Genomic DNA, 16,540 nt, shown 5'->3' with positions numbered 1-16,540 from the left:
AATAACGACTAATTTGAATCAGTCTCTTTTTTTGTTAATTTTACACCCAGATCAAATGGAAAGAGCCCTTTTTAACTGGAAATTTTATATATAGGGGGTTCCATCGAGTGGCTGGATCTTTATACAAAGTTCTCAAACAGGACGTACATTTTATATTCGAAGGTTTTGTCAAAATTTGTATTACAGTAGCGCTGGGAAATGTAAGCGTTTTCTTTTATAATAAAAACAGGCGATGTTATCTTGGCGTAGGCAGGGCCAATACTACATTTATAAAAATGATGATTCATTAAAAAATTACTATTTCTAAACGGAAAATGCAATGAACTTCAAATTGGTGTGTGCTTAAGGTTCTGGATGATATTAAAGATAAAGTAAAGGGGAGGAAAAGATGGAAGAAGAAGATAAAACCCCATTTGTCAATTTTATTCAGGAAGATCGATTTGAACTAAACTCCTACCTTAATTATTTATTTAACCAATTTAATGAATATGTTCCAAAACATTTGGAAGACGTTAAGATGATGGAACAATAACGATAATAAAACAACAAAAATACGCGGCTGTATTATTCCTTGAGAATAATACAGCCGCGTATTTTTGTTTTCTTTCTTCTTAAAAGAAGGTTTTTACCGTTATGAACTTAAAAAACTTAATTGAAATCAGAATCTAGCGGTTGATCTAGCCAGAAAAGAATAGATCAAGGATTAGTAAAAAGGATAATAACAAGACTAAAGTCTCTAGAATACTAACCAGAAAAGTTAGGGTTATATGACTACGAATCCCATCAATAGGTTCATTTTTTGTATTTTTTTGGCTGATTTAATCAATAAAAGGAATATCGCTGGTAAAATACAAGCAAGAGAGACGTCAAAGGTATTGAAATAGCATCCTTTTTAGTGGGGAGGGAAAATTGTTTGTGTATGAGATACAGATAAACAAATATCACGTGAGTTTCTTGCACTATCATATTACCTTTTTCACAAAACATTTCAGGTCCCTAAAAGATGAGGAAAAGACTTTTATTAAAAAATATTTTCAATCCGTATCGTCCCGTCATGAATTTAAAATAGTGGACATGGATATCAGGGAGTGCAGAGTGAATTTAATCATCCATTGTAAGACCACTCATTATATACCCAAAATCATGAAAGCTCTTAAAGGGGGGGCAGCACGGTTCTTGTATAAGGCGTTTTCAGAAACTAAATTAAATGACAAAGGTAGCCCATCGGACCAAAAGTATTTTATCGCAACCGAGGGTACGCAACTGGATATAATGGTTCAGCGGAATATGGATGTAAACAAGCCCATTCAGAATTAAAGTGAGGAGAATGATTTTTACAATTTTTCACATGTTTTGGGTGAATTAATGTTATTGAAAGTCCCTTTTCCTAGTACGCTAAGTTGTTTCATTCAGTAAAATCATTTCGAGCCAGTTAGGAGATGATCTTGTTATGAGAAATGATTCGATTGAAAGATCGGTCAACGATTCCATGCTTACGATTGCTGACTCTATTCTACAAATGATTGAACAGGCTAAACAAAAAAGTTTAGATAGGACAAGTCTCATGAACCAGGAAAAGAAGAGTATGAAACAAGATTTCACTTCTTGGTCAACCAAAGAGAAGACAGAGGTTGAGTATGAGCTATATTACGCCATGATAAAGGAACATCACCCTCAGTTATTTGAAATAAAAGGGAATTCTATTGAAACATTCCCAGTCGATAAGGAAAAAAGTGTTTTTGTCATCCTGAAGGATAAAGATGCATACTTCGGGGTCTATAAACAAGAATCTAAGGAAGCGCACATCGTCACACCAGTATTTCCAACCAAAGAGGACCTGCTTCAAAAAACACTCGGAACCTCCCAATTCGAAAAGTTTAGAATGCACTCATTCTTCCTTGAGGAAGATGGAAAAGCATTCTCCCTCCATGACAATAAACAACTTCGGCTAAAGTTAGCAATATCTTATAAAACCCTAACAACTTATGAAAATATCGAACAAGCACGCTCTTCTATTGTAAAAGAGGAACTTAAAAATGATCCTAAACTTAGAAAACAATCTCTTCGTAGGGCAATAGAAGAGTATTTTATTCCTTCAGATCTTTTAGGAAAGACTGTTACAATCCAAAATATTTCAAATGATGGTCAAGGGACAAGGCTATCATTAGTAGAGAATCAAAAAGAACGAGACGTCTGGTTGCCTGACATTGCAGAAAAATGGATGGAAAGAGTAAGAGATAACCCCGGAATGAAAGTAATGTTTGATGAAGTTATCATGGATAGCCGTTCTATTGCAGAAGGTTTCCTTGCCTTTTATGGCATGGAAGTAAATAAAGAAAGCCAAGAGAAACAACATGATTTTGAGGTGATTTCAAATCAAGTTGGCTCGTATATTGGGAAATTGAGTGGCAGTGGCAAAGTGAAGAAAGTTTCCCCTTACTTCTCTGAGAAAGAGGCCGAGAAACAGTTGGGAAGCTTAAATAATCATATTCAATTAGAAAAGCTGAAAGAAATACAGGTAAAAGAGGTGGAAACCGATATTCAATTCAAAGAAATTAGGGGAAACGACTAAGGAGGAAATATATGACTTCGTTAAAAAAATTACAACTCTTACTGATGTTTGCTGCAATTCTTTTACTTTTATATATCGCCCCAGAGCAAGCATCTGCAGCAGCAAATGTATCAGCAAAAATCAAAGAGGGACTGAAACAAGTTCAAACATTGTTAACGGGGCTTGTTGTTACCGTCGGCATCTGCGTCTCCATCTGGATCATCATTAAAAAACTACCAGGCGTGGATGATCCGCATACTAAAAACGAAATGTTTCGTGGAGTAGGAATGGCTTTGGCAGGGGTAGGCTTAGCAGCCGCAATCGTATGGCTTGTTCCGTGGATGTACGCGTTATTCGCTTAATTGAGGTGAACTAGATGACGGCAAAAGAAGAGCTTAGAGAGGCTCTCAAAGAGTTACTTGGAGAAAAAGACAGTCGCAAGGGGAAAACGTTTGTTTTCCCTGATAATGTCGATCGATCATATAACATTGTTAAAGGCTTATCATTAATGAATTTCTTTAGATATATATTACCGGCGGTCGTTATTTCCGCCATTATCTTGTTCATTCCCCCTTATTCATTAGGATTTATGATGGTTAAATTGTTCTTTATGGCTCTTTTGCTGTTAGGCTCCTTAACCTTTGCTGTTTTACGGCCCATATCTTCTCGGCCCAATATCACATATAGTAGCTATTTAAAACGAATTATTCATTACAACAATAGACAGAAGATGTTCTTTATGAAATCGAATAAAAGGGATGATTTCCGTGGCTAATCATAATAAGAAAATGGATAGGAAAGAATTTGACTATGAAGTAGAAACCCTTATAAAAAAAGGAGAATCGACAATTCAAGACATAAGTATTATAGAAGGGATATACAAAGACTATGTCCTTTTGAAAAATGGTTATCTGACGTCCATTCTGCAAGTGAGTGGTATCAACCTAGATTTGTTGGCGGAGTATGAACAGAATCGTTTATTTGAAGATTACGGTTCATTCTTAATGAGTCAAGTCCATGATCAATTACAAACCATATCGATGACGGTTCCAGTGGATTTCCGTTCCTATAACTTAGGTTGGAAAAAACGCTATTTGCATGAACTAGAGGATATGGAAAACACAGGTAATGAATACAAGCGAACCCTAATCACATCTTACATCGATCACTTCCAAGGGATAAGGATGAAAGATGAAATGTCGACAAAACAACATTTTGTTGTCATTAGGGAGAAAATGAATAAACGTACGTTCCAAGATTTAGAACGTGCTGAAACTATTCTAACAAAAAAGGTGGAGGAAATGACAAACTCCCTGCGATCCATTTTTGAAACGTACGATATAACGATTAGAAAATTGTCTGAGAAAAATACGTTATCGTTGCTATACAGATCCTTTGATTTTGAAATGTCAAAACTATACGGATAACCAGTGGAAAGGAGCAAGTCAAATGCCTTTTTCTTTAGCTACTTTATTTTCTTTAATAAAACGTGAAAATAAGCAGGACGAACAGGTGAAACAAAGTCCCGAAGACATTTTACATGGGATGTTAGAGACCGAAGAACTTAATTCCATTTATCCTTTTGTCTGGAAGGAAAATAAGAATTATATCGAAAGTGGTGGCAACTTTATTAAGGTGCTGGCTGTCGTTGCTTATCCTAAAGAACAAAAAGGGAACTGGCTATCGGATCTGAAGCGGTTAAAAGGAAACATATCCTTTGTCCAGTACCTAGAACCGTCCAATTCAGAAGGCATGATTAGCTATTACAATGACTCTATTAAAAATAAAGATGCGGAACTATTAAAAACAAGAGATCCAGCCACTCGCATCAGGTTGCAATCCGAACTGGAAAGCGCAAAATATCAACTAAATCAGGTATTATCAAACCGTTCTACCTTTATGTATCTGTATACATACATCTTCATACAAGCTGCATCCTTAGAAGATCTGAAGACCTTAGAAGACAATGTCCAGAGGATTTTAACGAAACTAAGAATGAAAGCTTTAAACCCTCATTACGCAACACCGATGGCATTCTGGTCGGCTCTGCCTTTAGGGGATAATCAATTAAAGGATTATACCTATCAGATGTGCAACAGTGAAGCGGCCTCTTCTTTCTTTCCGTTTGATGATTCAGAGATTTGCTATTTATCCCCGACGGCTCAGGTGGAAGGGATCAATAAGACAACCAATTCGTTGGTTGCGATAGACTATTTGGATACACAACGTACATTAAATCAAAATATGGTGGTCATTGGGACATCAGGTGTTGGAAAATCTACCTTTATGGTTCAAAAGATTCTTCGCTGCTACGCCATGGGAATCAAGATATATATCATTGATCCAGAAAATGAGTACTCGCATATTGTGAAAATCCTTGGAGGTGAAGTTGTTCATCTCAGTAGTAATAGTTCAACGAAAATCAACCCTTTGGAGATATTCTCTACAAGAATTACGGACACCGAAGATTTTAATGATGATTCGGAATTCATAAGGGACCTTGTTAAACAAAAGGTTCAACGTCTTAAGGCCTTTTTCAAAGTTTTAAAAGCTGACTTATCCCAAGTTGAATCTAGTATTTTAGATAAGACACTGATCAACCTTTACAATCGTTTTTCCATTAATGAAGAGAGCAATTTTACAAGTTTAATGGCTAAGGACTTCCCAATTCTCGAGGACTTTTATGACGATTTAGGTACATTGAAGACAAATGATTTAGAACGCTATGAAAAAATACAGGATTTTTATTTTATCCTGGAAAGTTATGTTCATGGATCTAACTCGTTATTTAATGGCCATACGAACGTGAATATCAATAACTCTCTATTCTCTTTTAATCTAAAATCCCTACAAAATGAAGTGGATGTGCAGGCTGCTTGTTACTTTAATATCTTTGGTTTCCTATGGGATGAAGTGACGAAAACAAACGAGGAATTGGTGTACCTATTTATTGATGAATTCCATTTCTTATCAAAGAACCCGGATTCGATGAGATTCTTTTATCAAGCTTATAAACGATTTAGGAAGTATAATGCCGGCGCTATCGCAGGCACGCAACAAATAATCGATGTGCTTGATACTGAGGATAACCTAGGGGCAGCTATGATTGAAAATAGTCATACAAAAATATTTTTTGGACTGGATAATAAGGGTGTTGAAGATGTGGTTAAAAAAATTAATCTATCATTCTCTGATGAAGAGATTTCCTTATTACGAGCGAAACGTCAGGGAGAGGCATTAATTGTTTACGGGTCTCAACGTGCATTTATTCGGGTTGAGCTCACGCAAGAAGAGCTACGTCTTTGGAATAAAAAACGGTACCTTGAAAAATATGGTTTAGATCCTAATGAAATCCCTGATTATGAGGGAAGGAATGAAATGACTCCCATTGAAAAAGAAGAAGTTCGAAATTTTGTTCTGTAAAGGGGGAGACAACAGTGAAAATCCAATTATTTGAACTCGGAACGTTATTCATCCTTAAAAATAGGCACTATCGTTTAGAAATTGCGACAAATAAGGTGTTGGCTGAACGGGTAGAGGACCTTACAGAACTTCAGAAAGAACATCCGTATTTCTTTACCCTAAAAGATATAAAAAAAGAAAACGATCGCTTGATTCTTGATTATGAAATGGAGGAAGGTTACCAACCTCTTCAAATAGCAAAATCATATTCAATCGTATTACGGCTTGCTTTATTAAATCAGTTGCTAGAATTGGATCCTTTACACAATTTTAAGGGGAGAGTGCTGATCCACCCAAGAAATATTTTCTTTAAAGATATGAAAAAACTAAAGTTTCTATACAGAAGCAATCAATGGTTGCCCTTTGAAGGCCATATTGAAAAACTAGAACAATACAAAATTCTAACCCTATCTATGTTTTCCCGTTTTTCCTATGAAAAGTATAAACGGGAAAAAGAAAATCTGCTTAAAAAGGAAAAAGATGAATTTTTCTTCCGGATTGAAAATGCTGGCTCCGTTGAGGATTTGAAAGAGCTGATTGCGAGTAAACTTCAGGAGGCGGAAACGCTGCATTTTTTCGGATTAGAAGCGGAAAAACAAAAAATCAAAAAGCAAAAAAGGATCCTGACAGGAATTTCTATCGGAATCTTTGCTGCAGTCTTTACTTTGGCTCTTTTTCTTCAACAAATGGCAGTCAAGGAAGCTGAAACGGTTTATGCAACAGAACTTGAAAAAGCTGAACAAAAATCAACATTTTATAAACTATTAAGTGAAGACAAATATGATGATGCCCTTTCCTTGCTGAAGAAAACGGGTGGTTCAAAAAAAGAGTTTGCGAATCTTTACTTTGAAAAAGGTGAATATCAAAAGGCAATAGAGGCAGACGATAACTTGATAAAGCCTAGTGTGGAAGCCTTATATAAAGCGAATAAAAAGGAAAAAATACTAGAATTAGAAGCCGAAAGTGACTATCTGGACATCGAAAAGAAAATAGTAAGCTATGATTACAGTGTTTTGTTATCGATGCAGGCTTTTACAAAGGATGAGGACCAACAACTTCGAATCGGACAAGCCTTTGCTGAACACGGGGATCTAACAGATGCCAACGATCTCAATAAGAGGTTAAAAAACAAAGAATTAACGGTTACGATCAGAAAAAAGGAATTGCAAAACCAAGTGGCTCAATTAGAACAACAAATAAAGAATCTCAAAAAAAAGAAAGACGTGAAATCAAAAGATATTAAGGAACAGCTTGATCCAAAGAATAAGGAGCTCACAACATATAAAACGGAACTTGATAAACTTGATAAGAAATTGGGTTTTAATTAAGTGTCCGTAACAGTCGCTGTGAAGGGAACCGTTTTTGTCGTCCGGTACTGGAAGGAAATTACGATAGGCGTCGTATTCTCCTTAATATTAATGGCGGGCTTATTACTCGGAACTCAATCTCAAGAGGAGCCAAAGGGATATATTAACTCGCCATTTGGAACGGCTAATGTTCCACCGCATATTGAACAATGGAAGGGCCTGCTTCATGAATATACGACGAAGTACGGAATACCGGAATACACAGATTTTCTACTGGCCCTCATGTATCAGGAAATAGGAAACTCACAAACCTTGGATATTATGCAAAGTTCTGAATCTGTCGGGTTACCGCCAAACGCCATTCAAAACCCGGTAATGTCCGTGAATTTAGGGGTTCAACATTTTAAATCGGTGTTAGAGGATGGACAAAAGAACGGGGTGGATTTTCCAGCTATTGTTCAGTCATACAATTTCGGTTCTGGTTACCTGAGTTTTATTTCTTCAAACGGAAAAAAACATTCAGTTGAATTAGCCCAACAATTCTCATTGGCCCAAACTGAAAAACAAGGATGGAGTTGTTCGGATTGGAGGGCACCTTACTGCTATGGAGACTATACGTATGTGGAGAAAGTGATGGGAAATCTAATGCCGACGGGAATTGCTGTCGGGAATGAAGATGTTTCCCCCTTGGGGGAACAAGCATTTAATGCGATTATCACAGAAGCGAATAAATATGTAGGCTGGCCATATGTATGGGGAGGTTCAGATCCCCATAGAGGATTTGATTGTTCAGGATTTACACAATGGATATTTGCTAAAGTGGGGATAAAGCTACCACGAACTGCTCAAGAACAATATGATGTGTCGTCGAAAATCCCGCCATCTGAAGCAAGACCAGGTGATTTTATCTATTTTACTAGAACTTATGAGACCAACAAATATATCACACATATCGGGATTTACATAGGAGATGGCAAAATGTTTGATTCTAACGGTTCGGGTATTGGAATCCATGACATACATTCGCCTTACTGGAAATCTCATTTAGCTGGTTTTGGTAGAGTGTCCCATTAGGAGGAAACATCATGAATAAATTTTTCGCTACATTGTTAGGACTATCCATCCTAGCGAATATGTTTTTAGGATTTATGTATGTTGGTCAAAAGACCATGATGACTCAAGCAGAGGATCAAAATATCGAAACCCAAAAACAGATGATTCAGTTGAAAAGTAAAGTGAATGCAAAAGACAAGGAACTGAATACCTTTCAACGGAATGTAACCTATTATGAAATTGAACATAGTGAAGAGGTTAAATGCTTTGTAGACGAAACTTTTAGAGGACTATTTAATTACGATAACAAAAATTATGCTTCACGTTTTGATCAGGTCAAGGATCGGTTAGCAGAGTCCGTTATTTCAAAATTGAAGGCTTCAGGAGAAATGGGCAGTATGGAAATTGAATTCAAAAATGAAGTGAAGTCTTTACATGTTTATCTAAGTGCTGTTGAAAAGGACCAAGCAAAAGCGCTTGTAAAGATGGAAACACAATACTCGGTAGGTGGCAGTGCATTCCCTAGGAAAAATCAACTATATGAGGTCACGATCGCTTTGGATGGAGAGAAAAGGCTCGTTGATAAATTAGAGTTAATGGGGTCCTTCGAACCTTTTGAAGAGAACTGAGTGTATCGAGTGTTTTGCCGGATTTGTAGAGATTGAAAGTAATCAAAAAGGAGTGGATCCTTTTGAAAGTGATGGGAATACGCCTGTTGTTAATGGCCTTTTTATTAGCCATATTTGAACTGATTGTGATCAACATAGCGGGGATCCTTCCGTTTCTTGCGGCACATAAAGCCAACATATCCAGTGCCCCGTTTATGGACTTTGTAACAGAAAACCTCATGAACCCTATTGGAACATCCACCAGCATGATTGAAAAGAAGAATCCACTTTTCTTCATTGGTAGTGCAGCTGTAATCGTATTAGCCGTCTTTATGGTCTTTTTTACGAATGGCGGCAAGGGTAGATATGAATTAGCAGATAAATACGGTGTTCATGGTTCAAGTAGATTTGCTCAAAAGCACGAAATATTTACGCATGGTGAGACGGCGGAGGTTCCAGCCAAACAGCTTATGCAGGATCTTGATGCGAGTATGCTAGATTCGAAAGGGGAAAAATGACATGGCTTCCGATTATATGAAAAATAATGGGATCATAGCAGGCGTTTTAAACCATTCAGTGATTGTGCAGCCAACGGATTCGAATCTTCCAAACCGAAACCACTTTGTAGTCGGGGGCCCTGGCTCATCCAAAACGCAAGGGTATGTTGTGCCTAATGTGTTACATGAAAAAGAATGTTCCTTAGTGGTAACGGATCCAAAAGGCGAGGTCTATGAACTAACTTCCGAAGTCAAACGTAGACAAGGCTATGAAGTCCATGTGGTGAATTTTTCAGAAATGGGATACTCAGATCGATATAATCCCTTCGATTACGTTAGAGAGGAAATACAAGCTTCCACGGTAGCGAATGCCATTATAGCTTCTAAAAATGACCCGAAACGAAAAGATTTTTGGTACAATGCCCAATTTAGTTTGTTAAAAGCACTTATCTTATACGCCGTTCATGAATTACCACCCGAACAACGTAACATGACGGGTTTGTTAGATTTCTTACAGGAATTTGACCCAGAAGCAAGTAAAGACGGAGCAAGTGAGCTAGATGGACAGTTTTTAAGAATGGACAAATCACATCCAGCTAGAAGGGCTTATGAGTTAGGATTTAAAAAATCCCAAGAAAAGACGCGAGCGAATATTATTATTTCTTTACTTACGACGATAGGTGACTTTACTTCAAGTTCGGTCTCTCGATTTACAAGCTTTTCCGACTTCTTTTTAGGCGATGTGGGAAAAAGGAAAATGGCCTTATATGTGATTATTCCCGTTATGGATTCTACATGGGAAGGATTAATTAATTTATTTTTCAACCAAATGTTTCAGGAGTTATATAAAGTAGGGGCTCAAAACAGAGCAAAGCTGCCTCAACCAGTGATTTTTATTTTGGATGAATTTCCGAACTTAGGGAAGTTTCCCGACTATGAAAAATTCTTGGCAACCTGCCGGGGCTACGGCATTGGCGTACTTACCATCGTTCAAAGCATCACTCAATTGCAAGAGAAGTATGGCCGGGAACAAGCAGAATCCATTTTAGGGAACTGTGGAACAAAAATCTGTTTAGGGAATGTCAATGAAACGACCGCTAAATACTTTTCAGGGTTAATGGGGAAAACCACCGCAAAAATGGAAACTGGTTCAATTTCAAAATCAAAAGGACAATCATCCAGTTCGTCTTCTTCCTCAAGCTTTTCTTATTCAGCACGCAACTTGATGAATGTTGATGAAATTTTAACGATGCATAAAGATGACGCTATCGTAATCATCACTGGAAAACACCCAACAAGGGTTAAAAAAGCCTATCAATATGTCCTGTTTCCAAATGTAACGAGCTCATTACGTGTAAGCCAATTAAGTTATCAGAATAAACCATCTCAAGAGGTGTTGGATTGGCTTGAAGGGAAAAGAGAGGAATATGATGAGTATTTTAGATCAACGGAACGGCAAGAAACATTAGAAAAAGCGGACGTTGAAATGTATGAGAAACAGGTCGTAAAAGCTGAAAAAGAGGCTGAAAGACAAGAGGAACTGGCCATGAGCTTCTTTTCTCAAATGAATGATACTTCTAGTACCAATCCATCAAAAAAAGGGGGATCTTAAGTTGAAAAAAGTACCTTTGTTAATACCATCATTCATTTTACTTCTATTACTGGCTGCATGTAATGGAGGTGCTGAAAGCTTTGATCCGAAGGTTGAGCAAGAAAAGGCGACATCAGTGATAAACAGTGTGTTAACTTCATTTGAGGATCAAGAGAAGGTGGCTGAAGCAAAAACAAGGGATGAAGCAAATATAATCGCTTGGAAGAACTTAAAAGAAAAAAATATTGCTGCTATCTCAAAAGATTTATCAAAGGAGGATCAAAAGAGGTTACTTTATCTTTTGACGCTTAATAAAGCTGACGATCTTAGTAATGGAGAAACAAAATCTAATATATTATTTACACATAATACAGAAATGAAAGATGTTTCACTTGACCAAGAAAAGAAAATATTCACTTTTGATATAGAGCGCAGTGGTTTTGATCACAAATTGATCACCTTAGATAAACAGGAAGAAGTTTGGAAAATCGTAGCCGTTCAGGATCCTGAATAAGAGGTGAGTCAATTTGTTTGATTTTAAGGAAAAGATTGTAGAAGCCATTCAGGGAATGCTAGAGGATTTTATTGAATGGGCACTTTTAATGTGTAATGATCTGTTACTGAAGCAAAACGCTGAAGTAGAGTTCCTTTCATCGGTCAATAATCTTTTGCTTGCCCTAACCTCAACAATAGCTGTAACGATCATTTTATATAAAATTATAGAGGTTATGTCAAGGAATGCGGCAGGAGATGCCGTTGCGTACGGACCTGTGATTGTAAATACGTTAAAAAGCGCCCTACTGATTCCAGCGATGCCTTTTGTTCAGAAAATCTTATTAGAAGAAGTTGCTTATAATATGGGAAACTGGATGATTGGGGAAGGAAGTAAGGTTAGTAAGGAAAAAATAGAAAACATGTTAGCACCAAACAACTTTGAGGCACTTCATTTCCAAGGGGCAGCACTTCTTATATTATTAGCTGTCTTTGCAATAGCGTTTATTGCATTCTTATTTTCAGTAGCGATATTCCACGCGGATGTGATGTTCTTATATTTATTAAGCCCTTTGGCATGTGTGTCGGTTATTGCGGATGATAATGAATATTTAGGAGTTTGGTGGCGTGAATTACTAAGTTTGATCGTTACGATTCTTTCCAAAATCTTTTTATTTGTAATAGCTTTAAGTATATTAATCAATGAAAACCTTACATTTCTTAATTTTCTATTACTCATGGGATGCTGTATTCTCTTGATTAAGAGTCCTTCGGTCCTTAGAAACATGTGGTATTCATCTGGGTCGGGCAGAGGCATGATGGGGGCTATGGGTGGGACAACAAAACTTGCTGCTAGGAGATTTTTATTAAAAAGATAGATAAAAGGCGACTTAAATGTCGTTTTTATTTTGCACAAAAAAACTACTCGGTATGAGCGTCATAAAGAACAATCATCATAGATTCCAGGAGACAAATTTATCAGTTACTATAGTGAGGTTTACATCTTAGTTATTTCAGGAATAACCTCGATAGAATATATATTTCAATCTATTATACAAGTATACAAGGTGACCTAATAAAAATGTTTCAAAGTGATTTGATTGTGATTCGAATTGTATACAGAATGAGTTGAAGGAGGTAGCGGGATGTGTACCGAATAAATCAATAAGTGAATTTAGGAGGGAATGGGATGACATACTTGGAACAATTCGCACGTAATCGGAGAAGAAGAGAAAAGACCGAGGTATTAACCGCACGCATTCCAGAAAGCTTGTACGGGGATTTCAAAGGTTACTGTGACGAACTGAATTTATCTATCAGTGAAGCGGTTTGTCTGCTAGTAGAACGTGAAATGACAGGGAATGAAAGTGTATCCAGTGAACTAGCAATCACAGACGAATACAAAATGAATGATGATGTAGTCGATACGAATACAAAGGTAGTCAATAAGGTTGCGAAAAGAAGTCGTTCAAATACAAATAGATTCGTAACGACACAATGGCAAGTAGACGCACAGCTACCATGTCCTTATTGTGGTCAGTGGTTGGCAGCGACGAACTTCTCCAGACATGCCAAACGACACATGACAACCACACAGGATATTTTCACGAATGAGAGGTTTAGAGATAAAATCAAAGAAATGATCCAGGCGAAAAAAGAAGAACTAAATTAAAAATTATTGTCATTGCTAGGGTGATTAAGCATTCTCCTTGTAAGGGAGGGGGTTAATACCATTTCATAATCTGAAATATGTTAGGGCACTCCTATCACCACTAGATAATTAAACGGGATTCTGTAAGTTCAACTATTAGAATAGCAATCCATTTTGCAACATCAGTTTTATCAGACTGCTTCATATGTTGGGCAAAAACTCAATATCTTCAGCATCTAGTAAATTCACACATGGTTTCCAGTAGACAATATGGGTACATTGATAATGCTTAATCCAGTCAACCAACTGCATTAGAAATACAGTTTTTGTTGAAAACGTGAATCTCCTTTCCTTCTTGTTTTATAGTATTGAATCCGTTTATCAGCCGGGAGTTAAATCTTACATGAAGAATATGTGTTTATCTACCTTGAAAACTAGGCTTTGAAAAGAGAAGATAGAACCGGAGTAACGTATATCCAAGTAAATAATTTGGATCAATAAGGTTTATTATTGTATAACTAGAGACGAGATTTAAAGTTTGATTTCAAAGTAGCTAAGCTTAATTCGAATAATTAAGAAGGGACGAAAGGACCATGGCAAAACAACAAATCGGTGTGATAGGTTTAGCCGTAATGGGTAAAAATCTAGTGTTAAATATTGAAAGTCGAGGTTATTCTATTTCTGTTTACAACTGTCGATCTGAACTGTAAAGGGGGTATGAGCTAAAATGAGTAAGGAAAAGAAAATCAAGCTAAAGAAGCCAAAGAAGTGGTGGGGATGGGTTCTAGCAATTATCGTCATTGCTAATATAGCAAGTGATTGGGACAAAGAGGAAGTTGCTAAAGAAGAGAAGGCTACTGAAACTACTGCTGAACCTAAGGAGGAAAAGAAAGAAGAGAAGGATGGTTCCTCTAAGCCATCAATACTGCTGCAAGGATTCTCGCGAGTCTCGCAATACGTCAATTTTCTCTTTTTCCATACATTAATTGTGTTAAAAATATAGACATTATGTCCTTTCCCACCTTTAGATTTAGATGTATTTTCAATCGACTAAATGCCTAAATCCTTCGTTTTTCTCAGCATCCGTTCAAAAGTGGATCGGTTTGCACCTACGATACAACAAATTTGATTTTGCATAGCTAATAACTTCTAATTTATGAACTGTCAGAAAAATCAATATCGTTTATGTTTAAATTTCAGAAAATAAGGATTTTTCAGATAGTCGTTGAAATTCCCATTAAAACCCGTTAATATACAACTATTAAAGCAACTTTATATCAGCGGATGATGATTGTGGGAGAGACTAAACGTTGTTTAGCACCGAAGGAGCAAACCCTAAAAATAGGGAACTAATCTCTCAGGTAAATGGACTACAATTGGACGCGTCTCTGGAGAGAGCCATAGGCCACCGAAGGAGTTAAACTCTCAGGTAAAAGGACAGAGGAAGTTAGGAAACCCCCTATCTTTCCTCTGTCCTTTTTGATTTGGAAAGATAAAAAAAGGAAAAAGAGAGGAGTGTGCATTGAAATCTGTTAAAAAAAGAGTCAATCTTTTAATTTTAACGATTAACGCACAATATTTTTTTCAAAAAGGTTGGTAGATTAGAAAAAAAATTAAAAAAGGGGACAGAATATGAATCTATTTTGAAAAAAGTCTATATCTAGTACCTATTCGAGAAAGCGCTTACATTAGTGGGGTCAGTCTCCCAGTACGCTAATTATTTAACTCATTGAAGGACTGACCCTTTAATCAGGAAAAAATCACAAATAGCCTATAAAAGTAGAAAGTGGGAAATCGTATGCAGGAACAAAAGTTGGAGAGAGGCCTAAAAAACAGACATGTACAACTCATCGCTATTGGTGGGGCAATCGGAACGGGATTATTTCTTGGGGCAGGAAAATCTATTCATTTAGCAGGACCATCAATTTTATTTGCTTACTTGATTACAGGCGTCATTTGTTTTTTAATCATGCGCGCTCTTGGAGAACTACTCTTATCTAATTTGAACTATCATTCTTTTGTTGACTTTGTAAGAGACTATTTAGGTAATATGGCAGCATTTGTTACTGGCTGGACCTACTGGTTTTGCTGGATTTCAATCGCAATGGCCGACTTAACAGCAGTTGGTCTTTATACCCAGTATTGGTTTCCCTCCGTACCACAGTGGATGCCAGGTTTAATTGCGCTTGTCATTTTGCTATTTATGAATCTAGCCACCGTAAAACTTTTTGGCGAAATGGAATTCTGGTTCGCATTAATTAAAGTTATCGCTATTCTAGCACTAATTGTTATCGGTATTTTCATGATTATTAAAGGCTTTTCCACAGATTCAGGCGCAGCCAGTTTCACGAATCTATGGAGCCACGAAGGTATGTTCCCAAATGGAATGAATGGCTTTATCCTCTCATTCCAGATGGTAGTGTTTGCGTTTGTTGGTATTGAACTTGTAGGACTTACAGCAGGTGAAACAGAAGATCCAGAGAAAGTTATCCCAAAAGCAATCAATAATATTCCTATTCGGATTATAATTTTCTACATTGGCGCACTTATTGTCATTATGAGTGTTTATCCGTGGAACGCAATCATCCCATCGGAAAGCCCATTCGTCCAAGTATTCGTGGCTGTTGGTATCGCTGCAGCTGCTGGTATCGTCAATTTTGTCGTCCTAACATCGGCTGCTTCGGCATGTAACAGCGCAATCTTCAGTACAAGCCGGATGGTATACTCACTTGCCAAAGATAAAAATGCACCTGTGCCATTTGCAAAACTTAATGCCCGTAAAGTACCTTCCAATGCATTGGCCTTTTCAACTGTTGTCATTCTAACTTCCGTTGTTTTGAATTATTTAATGCCAGAAGGAGTATTTACGTTAATTACAAGTATTTCTACAGTATGTTTCATCTTTATTTGGGGAATTACTGTCATCAGTCATTTGAAATACCGCAAAACAAGGCCAGATCTAGCGAAAATGAACAAATTTAAATTACCACTTTATCCAATTTCTAATTACTTGATCCTTGCTTTCCTAGCGTTCGTACTTGTTGTGCTTGCACTTTCAGAAGATACTCGTGTTGCCTTGTTCGTAACTCCTGTTTGGTTTATTTCGCTGATTGCGATTTATAAGATGCGGAAAACGAAGGTAGATCAGATGGATCAGAGGAAGGTAGCGGGAAATTAAGCGGCAATCTGCCCGCTTTAATAAGCAACCATTATGATATCTGAATGATCATATTTTGATGAGAAAAAGATTATTTTAGAATAGTGTTGTTAGCGCTTTCAAAATTGCTTGACATAATTAATCACAACTACTATTCTAAATGTACCAAAT

17 protein-coding genes, 1 pseudogene and 2 riboswitches are annotated in these 16,540 nt (G+C 37.0%); all 18 genes and pseudogenes read left to right on the top strand.

What is annotated here, in order from left to right; genetic code table 11:
* Positions 1 to 388: 388 nt before the first annotated feature.
* The 18 genes and pseudogenes from V3595_RS20380 (at position 389) to V3595_RS20295 (ending at position 16,390) form a co-directional block, all read left to right on the top strand.
* Positions 389 to 532: a hypothetical protein gene (locus V3595_RS20380; protein ID WP_477577272.1), complete on the top strand. Its 144-nt coding sequence runs from the start codon at positions 389 to 391 to the stop codon at positions 530 to 532.
* Between the two features lie 383 nt (positions 533 to 915).
* Entirely contained in the window at positions 916 to 1,317 is a 402-nt protein-coding gene (locus V3595_RS20375) for a transposase (RefSeq protein ID WP_485909101.1), read from the top strand.
* 133 nt (positions 1,318 to 1,450) lie between these two features.
* Complete coding sequence (locus V3595_RS20370) at positions 1,451 to 2,572, top strand: hypothetical protein (RefSeq protein WP_485909099.1); 1,122 nt, start codon at positions 1,451 to 1,453, stop codon at positions 2,570 to 2,572.
* An 11-nt stretch (positions 2,573 to 2,583) separates the two neighbouring features.
* Positions 2,584 to 2,913 (top strand): CagC family type IV secretion system protein, encoded by a 330-nt coding sequence (locus tag V3595_RS20365; protein ID WP_241665080.1) that lies wholly within the window; start codon positions 2,584 to 2,586, stop codon positions 2,911 to 2,913.
* Positions 2,914 to 2,927: 14 nt separating this feature from the next.
* Positions 2,928 to 3,326, top strand: a complete 399-nt coding sequence (locus tag V3595_RS20360; protein ID WP_137017301.1) for a hypothetical protein — start codon at positions 2,928 to 2,930, stop codon at positions 3,324 to 3,326.
* Complete coding sequence (gene trsD / locus V3595_RS20355) at positions 3,319 to 3,978, top strand: TrsD/TraD family conjugative transfer protein (RefSeq protein WP_485909096.1); 660 nt, start codon at positions 3,319 to 3,321, stop codon at positions 3,976 to 3,978. Before V3595_RS20360 ends, trsD begins: the two co-directional genes overlap by 8 nt.
* Before the next feature lie 22 nt (positions 3,979 to 4,000).
* Complete coding sequence (locus V3595_RS20350) at positions 4,001 to 5,974, top strand: VirB4 family type IV secretion system protein (protein ID WP_485909094.1); 1,974 nt, start codon at positions 4,001 to 4,003, stop codon at positions 5,972 to 5,974.
* Positions 5,975 to 5,988: 14 nt separating this feature from the next.
* A complete protein-coding gene (locus V3595_RS20345) occupies positions 5,989 to 7,341 on the top strand; it encodes a type VII secretion protein EssB/YukC (RefSeq protein WP_485909092.1) in 1,353 nt (450 codons plus the stop codon).
* Positions 7,342 to 8,394 carry a bifunctional lytic transglycosylase/C40 family peptidase gene (locus V3595_RS20340; protein WP_485909090.1) on the top strand — a complete coding sequence of 351 codons (1,053 nt, stop codon included), beginning with the start codon at positions 7,342 to 7,344 and terminating at the stop codon, positions 8,392 to 8,394. It abuts the gene before it with no gap.
* An 11-nt stretch (positions 8,395 to 8,405) separates the two neighbouring features.
* On the top strand, positions 8,406 to 9,002 hold the full coding sequence (locus tag V3595_RS20335) for a hypothetical protein (RefSeq protein WP_485909088.1): 597 nt from the start codon (positions 8,406 to 8,408) through the stop codon (positions 9,000 to 9,002).
* Between the two features lie 62 nt (positions 9,003 to 9,064).
* Positions 9,065 to 9,499: a hypothetical protein gene (locus V3595_RS20330; RefSeq protein ID WP_485909086.1), complete on the top strand. Its 435-nt coding sequence runs from the start codon at positions 9,065 to 9,067 to the stop codon at positions 9,497 to 9,499.
* Position 9,500: 1 nt separating this feature from the next.
* The gene (locus tag V3595_RS20325) at positions 9,501 to 11,090 is read left to right on the top strand and encodes a VirD4-like conjugal transfer protein, CD1115 family (RefSeq protein WP_485909084.1); all 1,590 of its coding nucleotides are present in this window, start codon (positions 9,501 to 9,503) and stop codon (positions 11,088 to 11,090) included.
* Between the two features lies 1 nt (position 11,091).
* Positions 11,092 to 11,583: a hypothetical protein gene (locus V3595_RS20320; RefSeq protein ID WP_137017290.1), complete on the top strand. Its 492-nt coding sequence runs from the start codon at positions 11,092 to 11,094 to the stop codon at positions 11,581 to 11,583.
* A 13-nt stretch (positions 11,584 to 11,596) separates the two neighbouring features.
* Complete coding sequence (locus V3595_RS20315; RefSeq protein WP_440439994.1) at positions 11,597 to 12,439, top strand: conjugal transfer protein TrbL family protein; 843 nt, start codon at positions 11,597 to 11,599, stop codon at positions 12,437 to 12,439.
* Between the two features lie 311 nt (positions 12,440 to 12,750).
* Positions 12,751 to 13,233 (top strand): hypothetical protein, encoded by a 483-nt coding sequence (locus V3595_RS20310; RefSeq protein ID WP_137017287.1) that lies wholly within the window; start codon positions 12,751 to 12,753, stop codon positions 13,231 to 13,233.
* Between the two features lie 572 nt (positions 13,234 to 13,805).
* Positions 13,806 to 13,904 (top strand): annotated as a pseudogene (locus V3595_RS20305) (NAD(P)-binding domain-containing protein); the annotation flags it as partial.
* A gap of 35 nt (positions 13,905 to 13,939) precedes the next feature.
* Positions 13,940 to 14,215 carry a hypothetical protein gene (locus V3595_RS20300; RefSeq protein WP_485909081.1) on the top strand — a complete coding sequence of 92 codons (276 nt, stop codon included), beginning with the start codon at positions 13,940 to 13,942 and terminating at the stop codon, positions 14,213 to 14,215.
* A 281-nt stretch (positions 14,216 to 14,496) separates the two neighbouring features.
* Positions 14,497 to 14,595, top strand: a riboswitch (glycine riboswitch).
* A 3-nt stretch (positions 14,596 to 14,598) separates the two neighbouring features.
* Positions 14,599 to 14,655, top strand: a riboswitch (glycine riboswitch).
* A gap of 355 nt (positions 14,656 to 15,010) precedes the next feature.
* Complete coding sequence (locus tag V3595_RS20295; protein ID WP_485909079.1) at positions 15,011 to 16,390, top strand: amino acid permease; 1,380 nt, start codon at positions 15,011 to 15,013, stop codon at positions 16,388 to 16,390.
* Positions 16,391 to 16,540 lie beyond the last annotated feature (150 nt).

The organism is Bacillus sp. CFBP9009, assembly GCF_036541465.1.
In the GTDB taxonomy this organism is placed as follows: domain Bacteria; phylum Bacillota; class Bacilli; order Bacillales; family DSM-1321; genus Peribacillus.
The sequence above is the reverse complement of the archived record's forward strand: the minus strand, read 5'-3'. Positions and strand labels throughout refer to the sequence as shown.

Excerpts from the sequence above, each read along its gene's own strand:
- V3595_RS20365 (WP_241665080.1), top strand. The coding sequence starts at position 2,584 with ATGACTTCGTTAAAAAAATTACAACTCTTACTGATGTTTGCTGCAATT.
- V3595_RS20380 (WP_477577272.1), top strand. The coding sequence starts at position 389 with ATGGAAGAAGAAGATAAAACCCCATTTGTCAATTTTATTCAGGAAGAT.
- V3595_RS20310 (WP_137017287.1), top strand. The coding sequence starts at position 12,751 with ATGACATACTTGGAACAATTCGCACGTAATCGGAGAAGAAGAGAAAAG.
- V3595_RS20335 (WP_485909088.1), top strand. The coding sequence starts at position 8,406 with ATGAATAAATTTTTCGCTACATTGTTAGGACTATCCATCCTAGCGAAT.
- V3595_RS20300 (WP_485909081.1), top strand. The coding sequence starts at position 13,940 with ATGAGTAAGGAAAAGAAAATCAAGCTAAAGAAGCCAAAGAAGTGGTGG.
- V3595_RS20325 (WP_485909084.1), top strand. The coding sequence starts at position 9,501 with ATGGCTTCCGATTATATGAAAAATAATGGGATCATAGCAGGCGTTTTA.
- V3595_RS20370 (WP_485909099.1), top strand. The coding sequence starts at position 1,451 with ATGAGAAATGATTCGATTGAAAGATCGGTCAACGATTCCATGCTTACG.
- V3595_RS20350 (WP_485909094.1), top strand. The coding sequence starts at position 4,001 with ATGCCTTTTTCTTTAGCTACTTTATTTTCTTTAATAAAACGTGAAAAT.
- V3595_RS20360 (WP_137017301.1), top strand. The coding sequence starts at position 2,928 with ATGACGGCAAAAGAAGAGCTTAGAGAGGCTCTCAAAGAGTTACTTGGA.
- V3595_RS20295 (WP_485909079.1), top strand. The coding sequence starts at position 15,011 with ATGCAGGAACAAAAGTTGGAGAGAGGCCTAAAAAACAGACATGTACAA.